Source organism: Cohnella ginsengisoli, from assembly GCF_029525555.1.
Lineage (GTDB): Bacteria > Bacillota > Bacilli > Paenibacillales > Paenibacillaceae > Cohnella > Cohnella ginsengisoli.
Map to the genome: position 1 here is coordinate 1,176,374 of NZ_JAPDHZ010000003.1, position 15,543 is coordinate 1,191,916.

12 protein-coding genes and 3 pseudogenes are annotated in these 15,543 nt (G+C 64.2%); 1 reads left to right on the top strand and 14 read right to left on the bottom strand.

Translation table 11 applies throughout. From position 1 onward, the window contains the following. Window positions 1-10: 10 nt before the first annotated feature. The 13 genes and pseudogenes from OMP38_RS16725 to OMP38_RS16775 all read right to left on the bottom strand — a co-directional run. Window positions 11-463 (bottom strand): annotated as a pseudogene (locus OMP38_RS16725) (exo-alpha-sialidase); the annotation flags it as partial. Window positions 464-1,082: 619 nt separating this feature from the next. Then, complete coding sequence (locus tag OMP38_RS16730) at window positions 1,083-1,808, bottom strand: HpcH/HpaI aldolase family protein (protein ID WP_277566141.1); 726 nt, start codon at window positions 1,806-1,808, stop codon at window positions 1,083-1,085. A 110-nt stretch (window positions 1,809-1,918) separates the two neighbouring features. Next, entirely contained in the window at window positions 1,919-2,986 is a 1,068-nt protein-coding gene (locus OMP38_RS16735) for an FGGY family carbohydrate kinase (RefSeq protein ID WP_277566142.1), read from the bottom strand. Further along, window positions 2,983-3,663 (bottom strand): hypothetical protein, encoded by a 681-nt coding sequence (locus tag OMP38_RS16740; protein WP_277566143.1) that lies wholly within the window; start codon window positions 3,661-3,663, stop codon window positions 2,983-2,985. Before OMP38_RS16740 ends, OMP38_RS16735 begins: the two co-directional genes overlap by 4 nt. Beyond that, entirely contained in the window at window positions 3,660-4,022 is a 363-nt protein-coding gene (locus OMP38_RS16745; RefSeq protein WP_338130577.1) for an amidohydrolase family protein, read from the bottom strand. Before OMP38_RS16745 ends, OMP38_RS16740 begins: the two co-directional genes overlap by 4 nt. A 28-nt stretch (window positions 4,023-4,050) precedes the next feature. After that, window positions 4,051-4,509: pseudogene (locus tag OMP38_RS34765) on the bottom strand (amidohydrolase family protein); the annotation flags it as partial. Continuing rightward, window positions 4,496-4,918 (bottom strand): aldo-keto reductase family protein, encoded by a 423-nt coding sequence (locus tag OMP38_RS35935; protein ID WP_420869665.1) that lies wholly within the window; start codon window positions 4,916-4,918, stop codon window positions 4,496-4,498. The pseudogene OMP38_RS34765 and the gene OMP38_RS35935, both read right to left, overlap by 14 nt. Before the next feature lie 76 nt (window positions 4,919-4,994). Beyond that, window positions 4,995-5,444: pseudogene (locus OMP38_RS35940) on the bottom strand (aldo/keto reductase); the annotation flags it as partial. Between the two features lie 127 nt (window positions 5,445-5,571). Next, window positions 5,572-7,167 (bottom strand): DUF8034 domain-containing protein, encoded by a 1,596-nt coding sequence (locus tag OMP38_RS16755; protein WP_477100079.1) that lies wholly within the window; start codon window positions 7,165-7,167, stop codon window positions 5,572-5,574. Next, the gene (locus OMP38_RS16760) at window positions 7,142-7,564 is read right to left on the bottom strand and encodes a DUF8034 domain-containing protein (RefSeq protein ID WP_277566145.1); all 423 of its coding nucleotides are present in this window, start codon (window positions 7,562-7,564) and stop codon (window positions 7,142-7,144) included. Before OMP38_RS16760 ends, OMP38_RS16755 begins: the two co-directional genes overlap by 26 nt. A gap of 139 nt (window positions 7,565-7,703) precedes the next feature. Continuing rightward, window positions 7,704-8,135 carry a carbohydrate ABC transporter permease gene (locus OMP38_RS16765; protein ID WP_277566838.1) on the bottom strand — a complete coding sequence of 144 codons (432 nt, stop codon included), beginning with the start codon at window positions 8,133-8,135 and terminating at the stop codon, window positions 7,704-7,706. 28 nt (window positions 8,136-8,163) lie between these two features. Then, complete coding sequence (locus OMP38_RS16770; protein WP_277566146.1) at window positions 8,164-8,577, bottom strand: ABC transporter permease family protein; 414 nt, start codon at window positions 8,575-8,577, stop codon at window positions 8,164-8,166. 13 nt (window positions 8,578-8,590) lie between these two features. Continuing rightward, window positions 8,591-9,160, bottom strand: a complete 570-nt coding sequence (locus OMP38_RS16775) for an ABC transporter permease subunit (protein WP_338130579.1) — start codon at window positions 9,158-9,160, stop codon at window positions 8,591-8,593. Between OMP38_RS16775 and OMP38_RS16780 the strand changes: the two genes are divergently transcribed. Beyond that, window positions 9,115-9,261, top strand: coding sequence for a hypothetical protein (locus OMP38_RS16780; RefSeq protein ID WP_277566147.1), 147 nt, complete (start codon window positions 9,115-9,117; stop codon window positions 9,259-9,261). The genes OMP38_RS16775 and OMP38_RS16780 overlap by 46 nt on opposite strands. A gap of 245 nt (window positions 9,262-9,506) precedes the next feature. On the opposite strand, the gene OMP38_RS16785 is transcribed toward OMP38_RS16780, so the two are convergent. Further along, entirely contained in the window at window positions 9,507-15,530 is a 6,024-nt protein-coding gene (locus OMP38_RS16785; protein WP_277566148.1) for a right-handed parallel beta-helix repeat-containing protein, read from the bottom strand. Window positions 15,531-15,543: the final 13 nt, after the last annotated feature.

The following is a 15,543-nucleotide window of genomic DNA, read 5'->3' on the forward strand; positions in this document are numbered from 1 at the left end:
GGGCTGTGCCTTATACCTCTGCCTTTGGCTCTTCCTCTGCCTCTGCCTCGACCTCGACCTCTAACTCTACCTCATGATCGACGAACAAAATGTTGAAGCGGCTGTACTCGATCGTGAATCGAATATGCCTGCCCCCCTCCTCGCAGATGCCGTCCGCATAGCAGAAGCCCCCGGGAAAATCGCTGACGGTCCGCTTGTAGCCCCAGGTCCGCATGTCGTCGTCCGAGATCCAGACCGCCAGCGGAGTACGCTCCAGCATGCCGTGCCTGCCGTTCGGCGTGTGGATGAGCGCAATTCGGCCGCCCGGCATGGCGATCAGCTTCGGCTTGTTGGACGGATTGGGGATGTCGGTGCGCTCGGCCGCGCTCCAGACGGCTCCGCCGTCCCGCGACTCGCTTCGCCACAGGCAGCCGGACTCGTTGACGCGCAGCAGCATGACGAGCGTGCCGTCGGACAGCTCCGCGAGCGTCGGTTCGGGCCAGTTCCACTTGGGCTGACCCTCCCCCCTTGATCGGCGTCCGCGGCCCTTCGTGCCGGGTGTAGGTCCGGCCGTTGTCCTTGCTGATCAGCACCCCGTTTTCCACATGCGAGATGCGCGCTTCCCATATCTTCAGGCCGCTCTGCGCCAGACGGTCGTTTTCCTCGGGGGAGATCGGGTAGTGCTGATACGGAATGACGATGTCGCCGTTGCTCAGCCGAATCATCCCGCGCGCGAAGGCGTAGTTCGGCAGGGCGGGATGGATGCCGATGTCCTCCCACGTATAGCCGTTGTCGCGGCTTTGCATCGTCGTGCACTGCCAGTTGACGAAATGACCGTTGTGCAGCGTCAAAAAAAGCGTAAAACACGCCGTCCAGCAGCATCAGCTCCGTGGCGTAAACCGCCCGGCCGTCTTCCGGATAGATCGGGAACGGCTCCGACCAGGTCTCTCCTTTATCTTTGCTATGAAAAACGACGACCCGATTGCCGGGCGCCGGCTCCGTGATGTCGCCGACCTGGCCGACGCAGATCAGCTCGCCGTTCGGACAGCGCCGAAGGATCGGCTCGCAGCTCAGATGGTCGCGGTGGACGAGACGAATTCGGTTCATCGTTGCAGCTCCTCTACTTGTTGAGTAATGCCCCGGCATGCCAGCTTCAGCATATGAAGTTCGCTGCCGATGCAGTAAATGCCCATGCCGTTCGCTTTGGCATGCCGCAGAAAGGCCGGCTCCGACGTGATGATGCCGCCGACCTTGCCGTGGCGGCGGGCCGCCGCCGCGACGGCGGCGATCGCGTCCAGGATCGGCGCTGCCTCCCCGAGGCAATCCAGATCGCAGGCCAGATCGTTCGGTCCCACGATGACGCCGTCAACGCCGTTCAGGCCGACGATCTCCTCGATCGCGTCCAGTCCTGCCTTCGATTCGATCTGCGCGAATACAAGCGTGCGTTCGTTGGCTTGTCGCATATAATCGCGCAAGGCCGGCGGCGCATAAAAGGTATGGCCGCGGGTCGTCGAGATGCCGCGCCGCCCGACCGGCGCGTACTTGGCATGCCGGACGACGGCCGCGATGTCTTCCTTGCTGCCGGTCATCGGCAGCAGCACGCCGTCGGCGCCCATGTCCATGAGCCGGGTAATATCCCTGCGCGCATGATCCGCCAGCCGCACCAGTACGGTGATGCCGGCAAGCCGGGCGGTCATGATAAGTCCCGACAGCGCGGCGTGGTCGAAGCCGCCGTGCTCCGTATCGACGATAAAAAAAGTCCAGTCCGCCGCTTTTGAACAGCACGGCCATATTGGGCAGCGGAATCTCGCTGAGCATCGTGCCCGCATATATCTCGTTGGGTTTCAAATCGTTTTCACCTTCTTCATTTGCTCGAACGAATCCGTTCATCAACCCGTTCATCGAAATGTGCATCGATCCGCCCGATCAATCCGTCCGATCAATCCGTCCGATCGATCAGTTCGATCAGCCCGTCCAGCGCATCGCGATCCGAACGCAGCCGATAGGGCACGTTCAGCCGATCGCAGACCGCGGACACGAGCGCCCCATGATGCCTGGCCGCTCCGCCGGTCACGAGCAGCCGCGCTCTGGCGGGCAGCTTGATCATCGCGGACTCGTAGCCGCTTGTCATTTCGTCCGCAAGCCCGGCCGTGCCGGAGCGGGCCGCCATCTCCCGGCCGCCAAGCAGGCCGGACACGGTGCACAGCGTCCGGCCCCCGAAGTACGGCCGGCTCTCGAACGCGCCTTCGGCATGCGACTCCGCGACGACGCAAAGCTGGGCCGCCGTCCCCAGATTCAGCAAGTATTCGCGCTCGTCCTGCAGCCCGCTTCCAAGCACCGAAGCCTGGTGGTCGCCGACCGGGCTGTACACCGCTACATGCCCCCAAAAGCCGATGGGAAGCACCTTCATCGTCGCCTCGGGCAGCTCCAGCTCGGGATAGGGGTTAAATTGCGGCGTGCCGTTTTCCTTGTTGTACATCCCGCAAGCTGCCGCATCCGTGATATGCGTCGCATTCGCGCCCGTCAGCCGCCAGGCGATATAAGATCCCAGCGTGTAAAAGCGCCGCGCCCGCGAAAACAGTTCGGGCTCCAGCAGCTTTATCGCGAACAAGCCGCACAGCGGCGAGTTCGGCTTGACGCTGCTGCCCGACGACGGCGGCAATCGAACGGGGAGCTGCACCAGGCAGCTCCGTCCGTTCGCGGACAGCGTGCTGCGCCGGTCCTGCCAGGAGATATACGGCGTTAGCAAGCCGCCGCTGCCGTCGCCGAGCAAATATCCGTGCATTTGCGTGGAGATGTAAAGGCGGTCCACCGTGGCGTCATAACGCTGCAACATGTCCATGACAGGCCGGACGATATCCTCGGCGCTCACCTCGTGTATAGGCGGACGATTCTCCACGGGCATCGGAAACGGCACCGAAGCAGCCTCGGACTTCAGCCGTTTCTCCCGGTCGTAGACCGCCCACTTGATCGAAGTGCTTCCGATATCGAGGAGCAGGCTTTTCATACGATTCGCTCCATCCCGCGCCACAGCTCCTCTCCGGCCTTCGCATCCGCCCACGGATCGAAATGCGGCGCCATGACCTCGTGCCAGTCGGCCGGCGAATGATTCGTCTTCAGCAGCCCCTGCCGTTTGACCGCGCCCGCGACGGCCGGCAGCTCGCGGTAGTTGAACAGAAGCGCGCCGGCGCTGCCGATGACGCAGCTTGCATTAAAGCTGCCGGGCGTCTCCTCCTGACGCTGATAGTGATAGTAGATGTAGCTCGACGCCAGCGCCGGCTTCAACCGCGCGAGGGTGCCGATCCGTTCCTCCGGCTGATGCCGGACGCCCGAGGCTTCGAGCTCTTCCGCAAGCCCGTCGTGGAAAATATCGATCATCGGGACCGCCAGCCTGAACGGCGCCTCGTCCGCGCCGCCCGTCCGCTTCCCGGCCGGCGCCGCCGGAGGCCATTTCTCCAAATACGACTCGTAGCAACGCGGCCAATCCCAGACGGCACCTTCCCCCGCGTCCAAGCGCTCGGCGTACATGCACACGTACGGGCCGCAGGCGAATACGGATATCTCCCTCAAGCCTTCGCTCTCCCAGCCTTCCCGCAGCGCGGCGGCCTCACGTTCGACTTGCTGACGGAACGCGACCTCCGCTCCCTCGCGAAGCTGGGCATAATGTAGCTGCCTCTCTCTCATAACGACCGGTCTCCCGTTTCCATATAAAATCGCCGCGCGTTCGCCCGTCTCGCGCCGTCCCGCTCCGATTCGCTCCACGCCTGCGGCAGCAGCCGCTCGAACAGCCGCACGACGTCCCTATACGTTCCCGCCGTCAAGGCGACCGGCCAATCGCTGCCGAACAGGATGCGGCTTGGACCGAACAGCTCCGCGGTCCGCCCAATATACGGCGCGAGCGCCTCGGCATCCGCGCCCCCCGCCGCGGTGATCAGCCCCGACCATTTGCAATAAACGCGGGGAAACGACGCCAGCTCGCCCATCCGCGTGGCCCACGGCTCCAGCTCGCCCCGGCGGACGTCCGGCGAACCGATGTGGTTGATGGCCGCCTTTAGCCGGGGGGAGTCGCGCCAGCCATCCGGCCACGACCGGCATGTCCGCCGGTCCGATCAGCAGATCGACGGCAAGGCCGTCCCGCTCCAGCAGAGCCAGATTGGCCAGCAGGCGCGCCGGGGCCGGCTCCTGGCGGCAAGGTTCGACGATGGCGCGGTCGATGCGGATGCCCGCGAATCGCGGATGGCGGCGGAGCCTGCCGTAGTCCTCTGCGAACGAATCCGCCAGCGGGTTCAGGTAACCGACGACGCCGGCGATGCGTTCATGCCGGTCGGACAGCGCCAGCAAATACGCCGTCTCTGCCGTCGTCGCCGCGGCCTGTACGGCGATGAAGCCTTCCATGTCGCACCCCGACGCCGCGGCGAACAGATCGTCCGGTACATAGTCCCGATAGAGCGCGGCATTGCCCGGCTTCAGCCAGCGGTAATCTCCCCGCGCGAGCTGCCAGAAGTGCACGTGGCTGTCAAGATAGCGCATGACCACTTTCCCCCTCCCGGCGATCTTCCGGACCGGAGCCGCCGCCGCGCCACGCCCGATACCATCGGAGCCAGGAATCGTACGCCTGCTGCTCGAACGGCTCTGCCAGCAGGTCCAGATTTTCCTCAAGCTGGTCGAGCGATGCCGGTCCGAATAAATTCAGCGCGATATCCGAGCAGCCGAGCGGAAATTGCAAGGCGAAGCCGACCGGATCGACGCCGCCGCGCGCGCACCAGCCCCGGTAGGCGACCGCGGCGGGCAAGCGCCGCCGCCGATGATCGTCCTCCGTCAGCGCCAGGCTGAGCGGGTCTTCGCGCGAGATCAGCCGGCCGGCGAGCGGGCTGCCGTTGACGACGCAGACGCCCGAGGCTGCGGCCTCTTGAATGAGCGTTTGCGCGCTCTGCTCCAATGGCGTGTAGTCGCCATAGGTCAGAATGCTGTCGAACGCCCCGCTTGCCGCCGCTTCCCCCCAGCACCTCGTGGCTGGCGGTGCCGATCCCGATATAGCGGATCAAGCCTTCCCGCCGCGCCGCCTGAAGCATTTGCAGGATGCAGTCCTCGGCGAACGCCTGATGGAGCGACGTCGTCTCGTGCAATTGATACAGATCGATATAGTCGGTGCGCAGCCGCCCGAGACTTGCCTCCAGGCTCGCCCGGACAAGCGCCGCCGCCTCCGGACCGCTTAACCGGAGCGGCACGACGATTGCCTTGGTCGCGATGAACACGGTCCGCCTGTCCGTCTCGGCAATGAATTGCCCGAGCACCTCCTCGCTCGCGCCTTTGCCGTAGTTATAGGACGTATCGAAATACCGGACTCCGCTCCCGTAGGCGGCGCGGTGAACCGCCGCATCCCTCACGTACGCGCAGCCGATGCCGTAAGGGATCGGGTCCCGACGGCCGTGCTGCAAATAAAAGCTTCGTATATCCTCGATCATGGCTGTCACTTCCGCTCCAGTCCTCCTCCCTCAAGTACTCTTCAGCAAAGCCTCTTCCGCGGGCACTTTTCTGCAAGTCCTCTTCCAGAAATCCGCTTCCTCAAGTGCTCTCCCGCAAGCACTCTACTCATGCCCTCTCCCAGGGCTGCCGATAGCTCGGCTTGTAAGCATGGCGCTCCACCTCGAGCACCAGCGGCAGCCGCGAAGCCGGCGCCAGCTCGACCTCGAACGCCGGCGCGCCGATCTCCGTCGTCCGCGTCGTCCGCTCGGCGGCAGGCCATGGCGCCCCGGCTTCTACGTACGTCGCGAGCTTCAGCTCGCCGGACAGCTGCCCGGCATGGACGCGAACGATCCGGTGCTCGCCGTAGCCGCTCGCCTGCACGATCAGCCGCCGCGCGCGGGACGGATGCAGATTGACCAGCTCCAGCTCCACCTCGTCTTCCGTCAGCCGGCTGACGAGCGCCGCCACGTCGTCCGGCACGCCGGGACGCCGCAGCTCCGCATCGTAATACCGCACGCGCGGGAACCACAGCCCGCCGTTGTAGATCATGCGCGGCGCGCCGCACATGAGCTGCGACAGCGCCTCCGTCACGACCGGATTGCGATACTGGAAGTACGTCTCGCGATACGACGCCGGATCCTCCCGATCGTGATGGATGAAGGCCAGCCGGTAATACAGCAGCGTCAGGCTGTGCCGGAGCATATGCAGCGGATAATCCGGGTATTCCCCGTGCAAGTAAGCGGCCCACGGCTCGTCGTTGCCGCCGAAGTCCTTCTTGACGCGGAAGCCGGACCGGACGCGCCGCGCGTCGTCTTCGTGCGCGTGCCGCAGCTTGACCGCGCGGTCCCAGTCGGCCTCCGCCATCGACGCATGCCACAGATGCGCCGGGAAGTGCGGCTCCATCGGCTGAAATTCGAACCAGCCGTCCCGCCACAGCACCGGACTGCCGGTCGGCTCGTGCGGACGCGACGCGCTCCCGTCCGCCAGCAGCACGCTGTCGATCCACAAATCGTAGTCGTACCAGCCGGGATCGCCGTACTTGTACGGCACATGCAGCGTGCCGCGGTGCACAATGCCCCGCTCCGTTAGCGCGTCGAGCTGCCGCCGCGCGAAATCCAAGTATCGCCCGTCGCCGCCGCTGACGAGCCAGCCGTTCTCCGCCGCCGCCATCACCGCGCAGCCGACCGCATGCCAGCCGTGCGGCCACGTCCAGCCGTAGTAGCCGCCGTACCATTTCCCGCCCGTATACTCGCCGACCTGCCCGCCCAATCCGACATTGTCGGGCACGACCCCGCCGTTCGCCTCCGCCCGCTCGATCCAGCCGCTTACGTAGCGCTCGATCCACAGGCGGTACTTGTCGTCGCCCGTATGCAGGTAAGCCTGCGCCACCATCGACGTGACGGCCAGATTCACCGCCGCGTCGCCGCGGCTCTGCCGCGCTTCAAGCGCCTGGCCCATCGCCCCGGCCGCCGCTTCTTCCTTCACGTCGTCCAGCCGCCCGACGCCCGGCACGTCCTGGAACGGCAAGCCGTAGAACCGTTTCCAGTTCGCATAGCCCCACGACTTGCCGGCGAAGTTGCGCCAGCCCGGCCCCATGCTCCCGCTGTGCGGACTGCGGATCACGTTGCGCGCCGCGTCGTAGTTGCCGGCCGTTTCTTCCACATACAAGTTCGCGTATCGGACCGAGCGTTCGCGGTTACGCGCAACAGTCGGATCCATCATGTTCAGCAAGTAAAAAAAAGATGTAACCCTCGCCCTGGTGGAACCAGTCGTATCCCTGCTCGTACTCGTCCACGACCATCGGATGGCCGTGGCCCGTCTGAACGCCCGCGAACTGCTTGACGATCGCGTCGTACTGCCGCAGCGACCATCCCCGAAGCCGTTCGTCCCCGCCGAGCATATACAGGAGCGGCCAGTTGTGGAAGCTCTCGAACATATCGTCGAGCGCGTCGATGTCCTCGTGATCTGCGTCCGGCGGCCACAGCATCGTTCCGTCCTCGCGGACGTACCGGGAGATCGCCAGCTCCGCCGCCTCGTTCATGCGCGCGATGAGCGCCCGCTCCAGCAGCGCCCATGTCGGCGGTTCGACAAGCGGCAGCGTACTGCGTATCGCTATCATGTTTCGTCTCCCTCATCCCTTTGCTGAATAAGCGCCTGTCTTTAATCCTAATCCTAATCCTAATCCTGATCCTGATCCTGATCCTGATCCTGATCCTGATCCTGATCCTGATCCTGAACCTGTTCCTGCTCCGGCAGTCTCAGCCTTTAACCGAGCCCACCATCGTGCCCTTCTCGAAGTACTTCAGCAAGAAAGGATAGATGACGAGCAGCGGCGTGATCGCCACCATGATGGACGCCATTTTGAGGCTCTCCGGCGCCGGAGGCTCCTGGGTTTGCGTCAACGACCCGAACGAGTCCTGACGGTCCTGGATCAAGATTTCCTGAAGCACGTACTGCAGCACGAATTTGCCGCGATCGGTCACGTACAGCAGGTTGTCGGAAAACTGGTTCATATGCATGACGAGATTCCACAGCGTCAGCGTCACCAGCACGGGCACGGTGAGCGGCAGCATGATCCGCATCAGCGTCCGCATCTCGCCGGCGCCGTCGATGCGCGCCGACTCCTCGAGCTCCTTGGGGATCGTGCGGAAGAAGCTCATCATGACGAGCACATGGAACGCGCTGGCCATATGCAGCACGACGTAGACGCCCCGCGTATTAATGAGCTCCAGATCGCGCAGCAGCAGGTACGTCGGAATGATGCCCCCCGTCGAACAGCATCGTGAACAGAATGACCAGCGTAAACGCCCGCTTGTACGGAAAGTAAGGGCGGGACAGCGGATAGGCGGCCAGGATGGTCACGAGCAGGCTCGCCGCCGTGCCGACGATCATCCGGAACAGCGTGTTCTTGTAGCCGACCCAGATGTTGCGGGCTTGGAACACCTGCTCGTAGGCTTCCAGGCTGAACGATCTCGGGAAAAAGTGAAACCCGTAGCGAAGCGCTTCTCCGCGGTCGCTGAACGATACCGACAGGACGTGGACGAACGGGTACAGCACCATGAGCAGCACCGCCCCGATCACCGCATACAGCACCGCGTCGACCGCCTTTTCGCCCGGAGATTTTAAGTTCATTGCGTCTCTCTCCTCACCATAGTCCTTGCTCGCCTCCGCTGGCCTTGCGGGCGATCGCGTTCGTCAGCAGCACGAGCGTCAGCCCGACGACCGACTTGAACAGCCCGATCGCGGCCGTGTAGCTGTATTGGAACTGCTGCAGGCCGATGCGGTACACGTACGTCTCGAACACGTCGCCGCGGTCGTAGTTCAGCGGATTGAGAAAGTTGTAGATTTGCTCGAAGTTCGTGTTCAAAAATCCGCCCAAGCTCAGGATCAGCATCACGACGACGGTCGGCATGAGGCACGGCAGCGTAATGTGCCAGATGCGCTTCCACCGCTTGGCGCCGTCCATGACGGCCGCCTCGTGCAGCTGCGGATCGATGCCGGCGATCGCCGCGAAGAAAATGATCGAGTTCCAGCCCAGCTCCTTGAACAGCATCGACAGCACCAGCAGCGGCCGCAAATATTGCTTTTCGCCCATGAAGAAGACGGGATCGAAGCCGAGCAGCTGGATCACATAATTGACGACGCCCATGCTGGGGGGACAAGAAGTAGATGAAAAGGCCGGAAATGATGACCCACGAGATAAAATGCGGCAAATACGTCGTCGTCTGGACGATCCGCTGGAACCAACGATGCCGAAGCTCGTTCAGCATAATGGCGAACGCGATCGGTGCCGGAAAGACGATCAGCACGAAATAGACGTTGATCAGCATCGTATTGCGGAACAGCGTGTAGAAGTTCGGGTCGGCGAACAGTCGGCGGAAGTGAAGCAGTCCGACCCACGGACTGCCCCACACCCCTTCCACCACCTTGAAGTTCTTGAACGCGATCAGCAGGCCGTACATCGGACCGAACTTGAACAAAATGAAGGCCGACAACGCAACCAGCAGCATGACGCTCAGCTCTTTGTATTTCCAGAACAGTCGGATCTGGCTCAAATCTCTCTACTCCTCTACGGCCATGATTGCGATATTGTCAAAGTAGACGACGGCCGGCCAGCGGTCGGAGGAAAACTGCAGGACGAGCGTATCGATCGCCCCGGGCGCGTACGTAAACACTTCGGTCCCGTTGTTCAGCTTGAGCCGCACGCCGTCGATGTCGACCGTGTACTGATTCGTATCAAGATCGAGCAGCATGTCGATATGCCTCCACTGGTTCAGCAGGCTCGGATACGTCGACGCCGGGCTCCAGTCTACGTAGTAGTAGCCGTAGGCCGAGAACAGGCCGCTCAGACCGCTGGCCGTCACCGGCGCCTTGGCCGGGAACAGCTGGAAGTGGGCCGTCTGGTTGCCGGTATGCATGACGTCCCAGCTCAGATGCACCTTGCCGCTATCGAGCGTCGACGGCAGCGGAATCGTCAGCCTCGGCGCGTCCTGCTGGCCTTCGGAGGCGATAACCAGCGAACGGTTGAACCTGCCCGGCACCTCCGCGATGCCGATGCTGCTGGTCGTGCCCGTTCGAACGGTCCAGGCCGACGGCAGCCCGCTTAAGGCGTTGAAGTTCTGCGCGTACAGCAGCTCGCGTCCGTACGGCGCCGTGCGAATCTGCTGCACCGCGTCGGCCCGCTCCCAGACGTCGGAGCCGTCCACCGCCTGCACCTTCCAATAATAGGTCGTCAGCTCGTCGAGCCCGTCTGCGGCGGGCATCGTGAACGAATTCGTCGCGATGTCCTCGTATACGAACGTCGGCGACGTCAGCGCAGGATCGGTGCCGATCAGCAGACGATACGATTCGGCGCTCGGCACGTCGGTCCACGAGAAGGCCGCCCCGTCGGTGACGACGTCGTGCGAACCCTGCTGCGGCGCGAGCGGAATCGGCGCGTCCCGCGTGAACAGCACGCCGTAGTGCGCTTGCACATCGGCCGCCGGATCGGCAGACGTCCAGACGAACGTCAGCTCGTCGCCGGCCTGCAGCGAGATCCGTTCGTGCGCCTGGTACACCGAAGTCAGCACGGATGCGCCGACTGCGGGATTGCCGTTGACTCGCAGCTCGAAGCCGTAGTCGGAGCCGTCCAGCTTGCGGAGCGAAGCGAGTGCCTCGACCTCCCCGTCATACGGAGCGGTCCACTGCCATTCCGCCGCCGTCAGCGACGTCGCCGTGATCGCGCCGCTGAACCCGGCTTGCGGCTGCCCGGCATGACCCTGCCCGAAGCCATCCGCATAGGCGGCCACGCGATAATCGTACAGCTCGCCGACCGCCGCCTCCGCATCGAGCCAGCTCGTCGCCGCCAGCGGGCCGGCGCCCGTGCCGGTGTCCAGCCGCTCGTACGCTGCAGTCGCCGCGCCGTGAAGCTTGCGGAAGACATAGTAACCGTCCGCGCCCGTCACCGCGGACCAGTTCAACTGGACGCCGTATACGGCCGGGATGACGGATACCTCCGACGGCGCCGGGAGCAGTCCGCGCTCGATGACGATCGTAGACTCGCCGCCGTCCGCGACGAGCGGCCATGCGCCGGACACCGCGTTTTCCCGCAGCACGTTGTTCCTGGCATTGGGGGTGACGACGATGGCGCTGCCGACTTTGTTGTGCTCCAGCAGATTCGCCTGCACGCTCCCGCTGGCCGATTGCACCGAGTTGGTGCGGAACGACAGCCTGTCGGTGTCGTTGCGGCGCAGCGTATTGCCGTACGAGATGACCGACGCGCGCGCCGTGCTGCCGTAGCCGTATTCGGAATAGGTGATCGCCGCCTCCGGCGAATCCGCGTTCTGGATCAGGTTGTAGTAAGCCGCGCCGTACTGGCTCGGATGGGACGAATGATCGAGCGCGGACACGGTGGAGCCGCCCTGCTCCGCTTCGTTGCCGTCCACGATGTTGTCGAGCACGTTGCCCCACAGCACGAAATTGTTGCCCTTGTTGAGGTATGCATGATTGCCTACGACAAGGTTAAGCGTGTGGAACCGCGCCACGACCGCCTTCGAGCGATAGTCCGGCGTGACGACCCACGGCTTGTCGACGTAAATCGTGCCGCCGCTGCTGCCCGTCACCTTGCGGTATTGCCCGAGTCCGCGGCCGTCGACGACGAGCACGTACAGCTCCTTCATCTGGTTCGCGGTCCAGCTCACGTTGGCGAACGTCAAGGATTCGGGCGTGCCGTCCGCCACCGCGCCGTAATAATGCGTGTTCGGAAACGGGGCGTCGCCGTTGTTGTCGAACAGCACGTATTCGCCGTCGTTGGTGGGCGCTGCCTGGTTGCCGACGTAGGTGATGTTGTTATCCGACACATAGTTCATCTCGTTCGGCTTCAGGCCCGGACGGTCGAAGCCCGTGTTGAACGTGATGCCGCGGCTCGCCTCTCTCACCCCGGAGGCGTTGCGGCCGTCGATCGTGTTGCCTTCGATGATGTTTTTGGACGAGCTCGTAAACGCGATCGGCGTATACCGCCGCGTCAGCACCGTATTGTCGATAAAACGGCCGTATTCGGACAGGTCGAAGTTGATGCCGTTGTAGCCCTCGAACGTATTGCCCACGATCTGCAGCCGCTCGAAATAATCCGTCGTGCCGCTGCTGCCCGAGACGCCGCTGTAATAGCCCTTGATCCCGCTCGTCGGGAAGTAGTTGCGCACCTCGTTGTTGCGGATAAATACGTCGTCCGCGCCGTCCTCGACGTCGATGCCCATGTCGACGCTGACGCTGCCGACGAGCTTCAGGTCTTCGACGCCCGAGCCGGGTCCGACGCGAACGATCGCCTTGCCGATGCCGCCTGTCGACGGACCGACGGGATCGCCGGTTATAAACTTGATGACCGATTGATGCTCGCCGCCGGCGTCCTTGCCAAGCCCCTTCAGCGCCGTATGCTCCCCGACGTGAAGCGTATTTGAAATATCGTACGTGCCCGCCGGCACCAAAACCGTTCCGCCGCCGCTGCCGTCGGCCGCGTCCAGCGCCGCCTGAATGGCCGCCCGGTCGTCGAGACCGTCGTCCGGTATCGCGCCGTAGGTCGCGATCGACACCGAGTAGGTCGAGAACGGCTCGTCGACGACTTCGATCGTCTGCGTCTCTCCCCAGCCGTACGCCCCGCCGTAGCCGTTGTGCGTCCAAATCTCGTACGTGCCGGGCCCCAGCGCCAGCGGCCATTCGAACACGAGCTCGTACGGTCCCGCTTCCTCGAGCGTGACCGCCGTCGCGTCTCCTTCCTCGTCGACGAGATATACATAAGCCGCGTTCGAATCGCCGGCAAGCTGCTTGCCGATGATCCGCACCTCGCGCGAGGAAGCCGTGTTCAAGCGATTCGGCGACGCGAAGTAAACGGTCGTCTTGTTGAGCAGCTTGGGCGCGCTCCACTGCGTATCGTTCACGGCCCATACGGCGTACATGCCCGGCGTCTCCGCAGCCGGCACGACCGCCCGCAGCGCCGTATCGTTGCCGTACGGCTCGCCGATCGCCGCCGCTTCGTCGCGGTCCAGCGCTTCCGGATCGGCCGCGGCGCCGATCAAAGCTTCGAGGCCGGCCGCCGGCGTATCGTCCAGACGCAGCAGCCGCACGTCGTCCGTATCGAAGCTTGCTCCGAACAGCTGGAACATCTCTCCCGGCTTCGCCTCCGTCGGCGCCGCGGAGAACAGCACGGGCATGCGGTTGCCGCTGGCGTCGAGCTGCGTCGTCAGCCTCGCCGCGCTGCCGCCGGACCAGCTGTCGGCTCCTTTGTGTGCGACGACCTTCCAGTAGTAGACGGTGTCGTAATCGAGCGCCGCGGACGCAGGCAGCGTGTACGCGTTGTCCGTAATGCCGTCGATTACCTGCGTCACCTCGGTCAGTCCGCTGTCTCTGCCGATGACGAGCGTGTACGAATCGGCGTGGGCGTCCCGCCATTCGAACGCCGGCGTGACGGACGTGTCCTCGCTGCGGTCGACGGGACCGACTGCGGACGGCGAAGTCGGCTGCCAGGCGACCGTCACGTCGTCCACGTCGTAGGCGCCGGTATGATACCCGTTGTCCGCGCCGCCTCTGCCGTACTTGTTGAAGACCATGAACTGGGTCAGCGGATTCGCGCCCTGGAACGCGATCGGCTGCTGGTTCGTCTTCTGTCCGTCGATATACAGGTCGTACGTGCCCGCATCGACGTCGACGACCATGCGGTAGTCGTACCACTTATCCGCATCCATCTTGCCCTGCGACCGGTAGGTCGGGTCGGTCGCGTACACGTTGCCGTAGTCGACGAAGGCCCATACCGGCTGTTGATTGTAGGTCAGATTGTTGCCCATCGCATACGTGAGGAAGCGCTGGGTCGCATCGCGTCTGACGCGGAACGACGCGTCCAGCGTGCCGCTCGCGACCGTCCGTCCGAACGGATAGATGAGCGCCGGGCCCGCATCCGTCGATCCGGTCGAGCGATTCAGCTCGACATAGCGCTCCCCGCCCGCCTCGACGACCTGCACGGTGCTGACGGTGCCGGGCGCAAATGCCGCGAACGGCGCGGGAACGCTGCCCGTCGCGGCCGTCTCGAAGTCCTCCGACACCCAGACGCTGTCGTCGGCCTCCGTCCGCCACAAGCCGCTGCCCGCTTCGGTGACGCCGTCGTCCGCCAGCACGCGCCAGCTATAGCTGCGCGAAGCGTCGAGCGCGAAGGGCACCGTAAATTGCGTGCCGGCAATGCCGTTGTACGCGTAGGATTGAGGCGTGCCGTCGACCGACGCGATGCTCACCGTGTACGCGTCGCTGCCCGGCACCGCCGTCCAGGTCAGCGACGGATAGCGGCTCACGTCCTGCGGGCCCGCCGGATCCTTCATCGTCTTGAAGCTGGCCGTGTCGGCGGACCAGCTCCAGCCGTCGTCATGGGCGACGACCCGCCAGTAGTACGTCGTGTCGTAGTCCAGCCCGGCGGCGGCGGGAATGCTCAAGCTGTCCGCCGTACCGGCCGCCGCGCCGCTCCATGCGATGTCGGTCATCGCCGCGTCGCGCGCGATCACGATCGAATAGTCCTCGGCGCCGCTGTCCTGCCACTGCAGCGTCTCCGTCAACCCGAGCTGGCTCGCGCCGGATGCAGGCGCTACCGCCCGCGGCGGCGTCCGCGAATGGCGGATCGTCACGTCGTCGACCCAGTACGGGCCGGTCTGATACGCCAGATCGCCGCCGCCCCGCCCGGCGGAGTTGTACACGGTGAACTCGCGGATCGGCTGGGTTGCCTGGAACGCGACCGGCGCCGCGTTCGCCTTGACGCCGTTGATGTAGAAGTCGTAGGTCCCCGCATCAATATCGGCGACCAGCTTGTAGTGATACCACGTATCGGCGTTCATCGCGCCGACGTCGCGGTACGTCGGATCGTTCAAGTAATGGCGGTTGTAGTCGACGAACGCCCAAGCCGCATTTTGCGAGCGCGTCAGGCTGTAGCCGAGCGAATACAAGATGAAGCGCTGCGTGCTCGAACGCTTCACGCTGAACTCCGCGCTGACGATGCCGTCCGTCAGCGGCGCGCCGAACGGATACGTGAACGCCGGCCCGTATACGGCGGAGCCTACCGACCGGTTCAGCTCGATCCGGTGCTGCGTCCCGTCGGCGACGACCTGTACGGTGTTGTTGGCATCCGGGGTGTACTTCGTGAAGCCCGCCGGCAGCGTGCCGACCGCATCGTCCTCGAACGCGTCGGACACGAGCTGCTCCCGATCGGCCGGCGTCGCGAGCGAATCCTCGGCCCACGCCGTCCAGCTCCCGGCGCTGCCCGACTCGACCGTCAGGTCGTAGGTCGCGCCCGGCTGAAGACGGTTCGGCAATGCGAGGGAACGCACGCCGGCAGGCAACGTGTACACGGCCTCCGGCGTCGCTTCTCCTTGCCGTTGTACGGTCAATCGGTATTGCGACGCGCCGGCGTCCTCGGTCCATTCGAGCTTCGGATACAGCGAGGCTTGAATCGTCAAGCTGCCGCTCTCTTCGGCACTTGCCGTCCGAATGACACCGCCCGCGGGCGGCAGCAGCCCCCACAGCAAAGTCAGAAAAACCGTCCAAACCGCAATTCGCCTGAAAATTCTGACTTTCATCATTATTCCTCCT

Excerpts from the sequence above, each read along its gene's own strand:
- OMP38_RS16730 (WP_277566141.1), bottom strand. The coding sequence starts at position 1,808 with ATGCGGGCACGATGCTCAGCGAGATTCCGCTGCCCAATATGGCCGTGC.
- OMP38_RS16785 (WP_277566148.1), bottom strand. The coding sequence starts at position 15,530 with ATGAAAGTCAGAATTTTCAGGCGAATTGCGGTTTGGACGGTTTTTCTG.
- OMP38_RS16770 (WP_277566146.1), bottom strand. The coding sequence starts at position 8,577 with ATGAACTTAAAATCTCCGGGCGAAAAGGCGGTCGACGCGGTGCTGTAT.
- OMP38_RS16735 (WP_277566142.1), bottom strand. The coding sequence starts at position 2,986 with ATGAAAAGCCTGCTCCTCGATATCGGAAGCACTTCGATCAAGTGGGCG.
- OMP38_RS16755 (WP_477100079.1), bottom strand. The coding sequence starts at position 7,167 with ATGATGGATCCGACTGTTGCGCGTAACCGCGAACGCTCGGTCCGATAC.
- OMP38_RS16765 (WP_277566838.1), bottom strand. The coding sequence starts at position 8,135 with ATGGCCAGCGCGTTCCATGTGCTCGTCATGATGAGCTTCTTCCGCACG.
- OMP38_RS16740 (WP_277566143.1), bottom strand. The coding sequence starts at position 3,663 with ATGAGAGAGAGGCAGCTACATTATGCCCAGCTTCGCGAGGGAGCGGAG.
- OMP38_RS16780 (WP_277566147.1), top strand. The coding sequence starts at position 9,115 with ATGAAAAGGCCGGAAATGATGACCCACGAGATAAAATGCGGCAAATAC.
- OMP38_RS16760 (WP_277566145.1), bottom strand. The coding sequence starts at position 7,564 with ATGATAGCGATACGCAGTACGCTGCCGCTTGTCGAACCGCCGACATGG.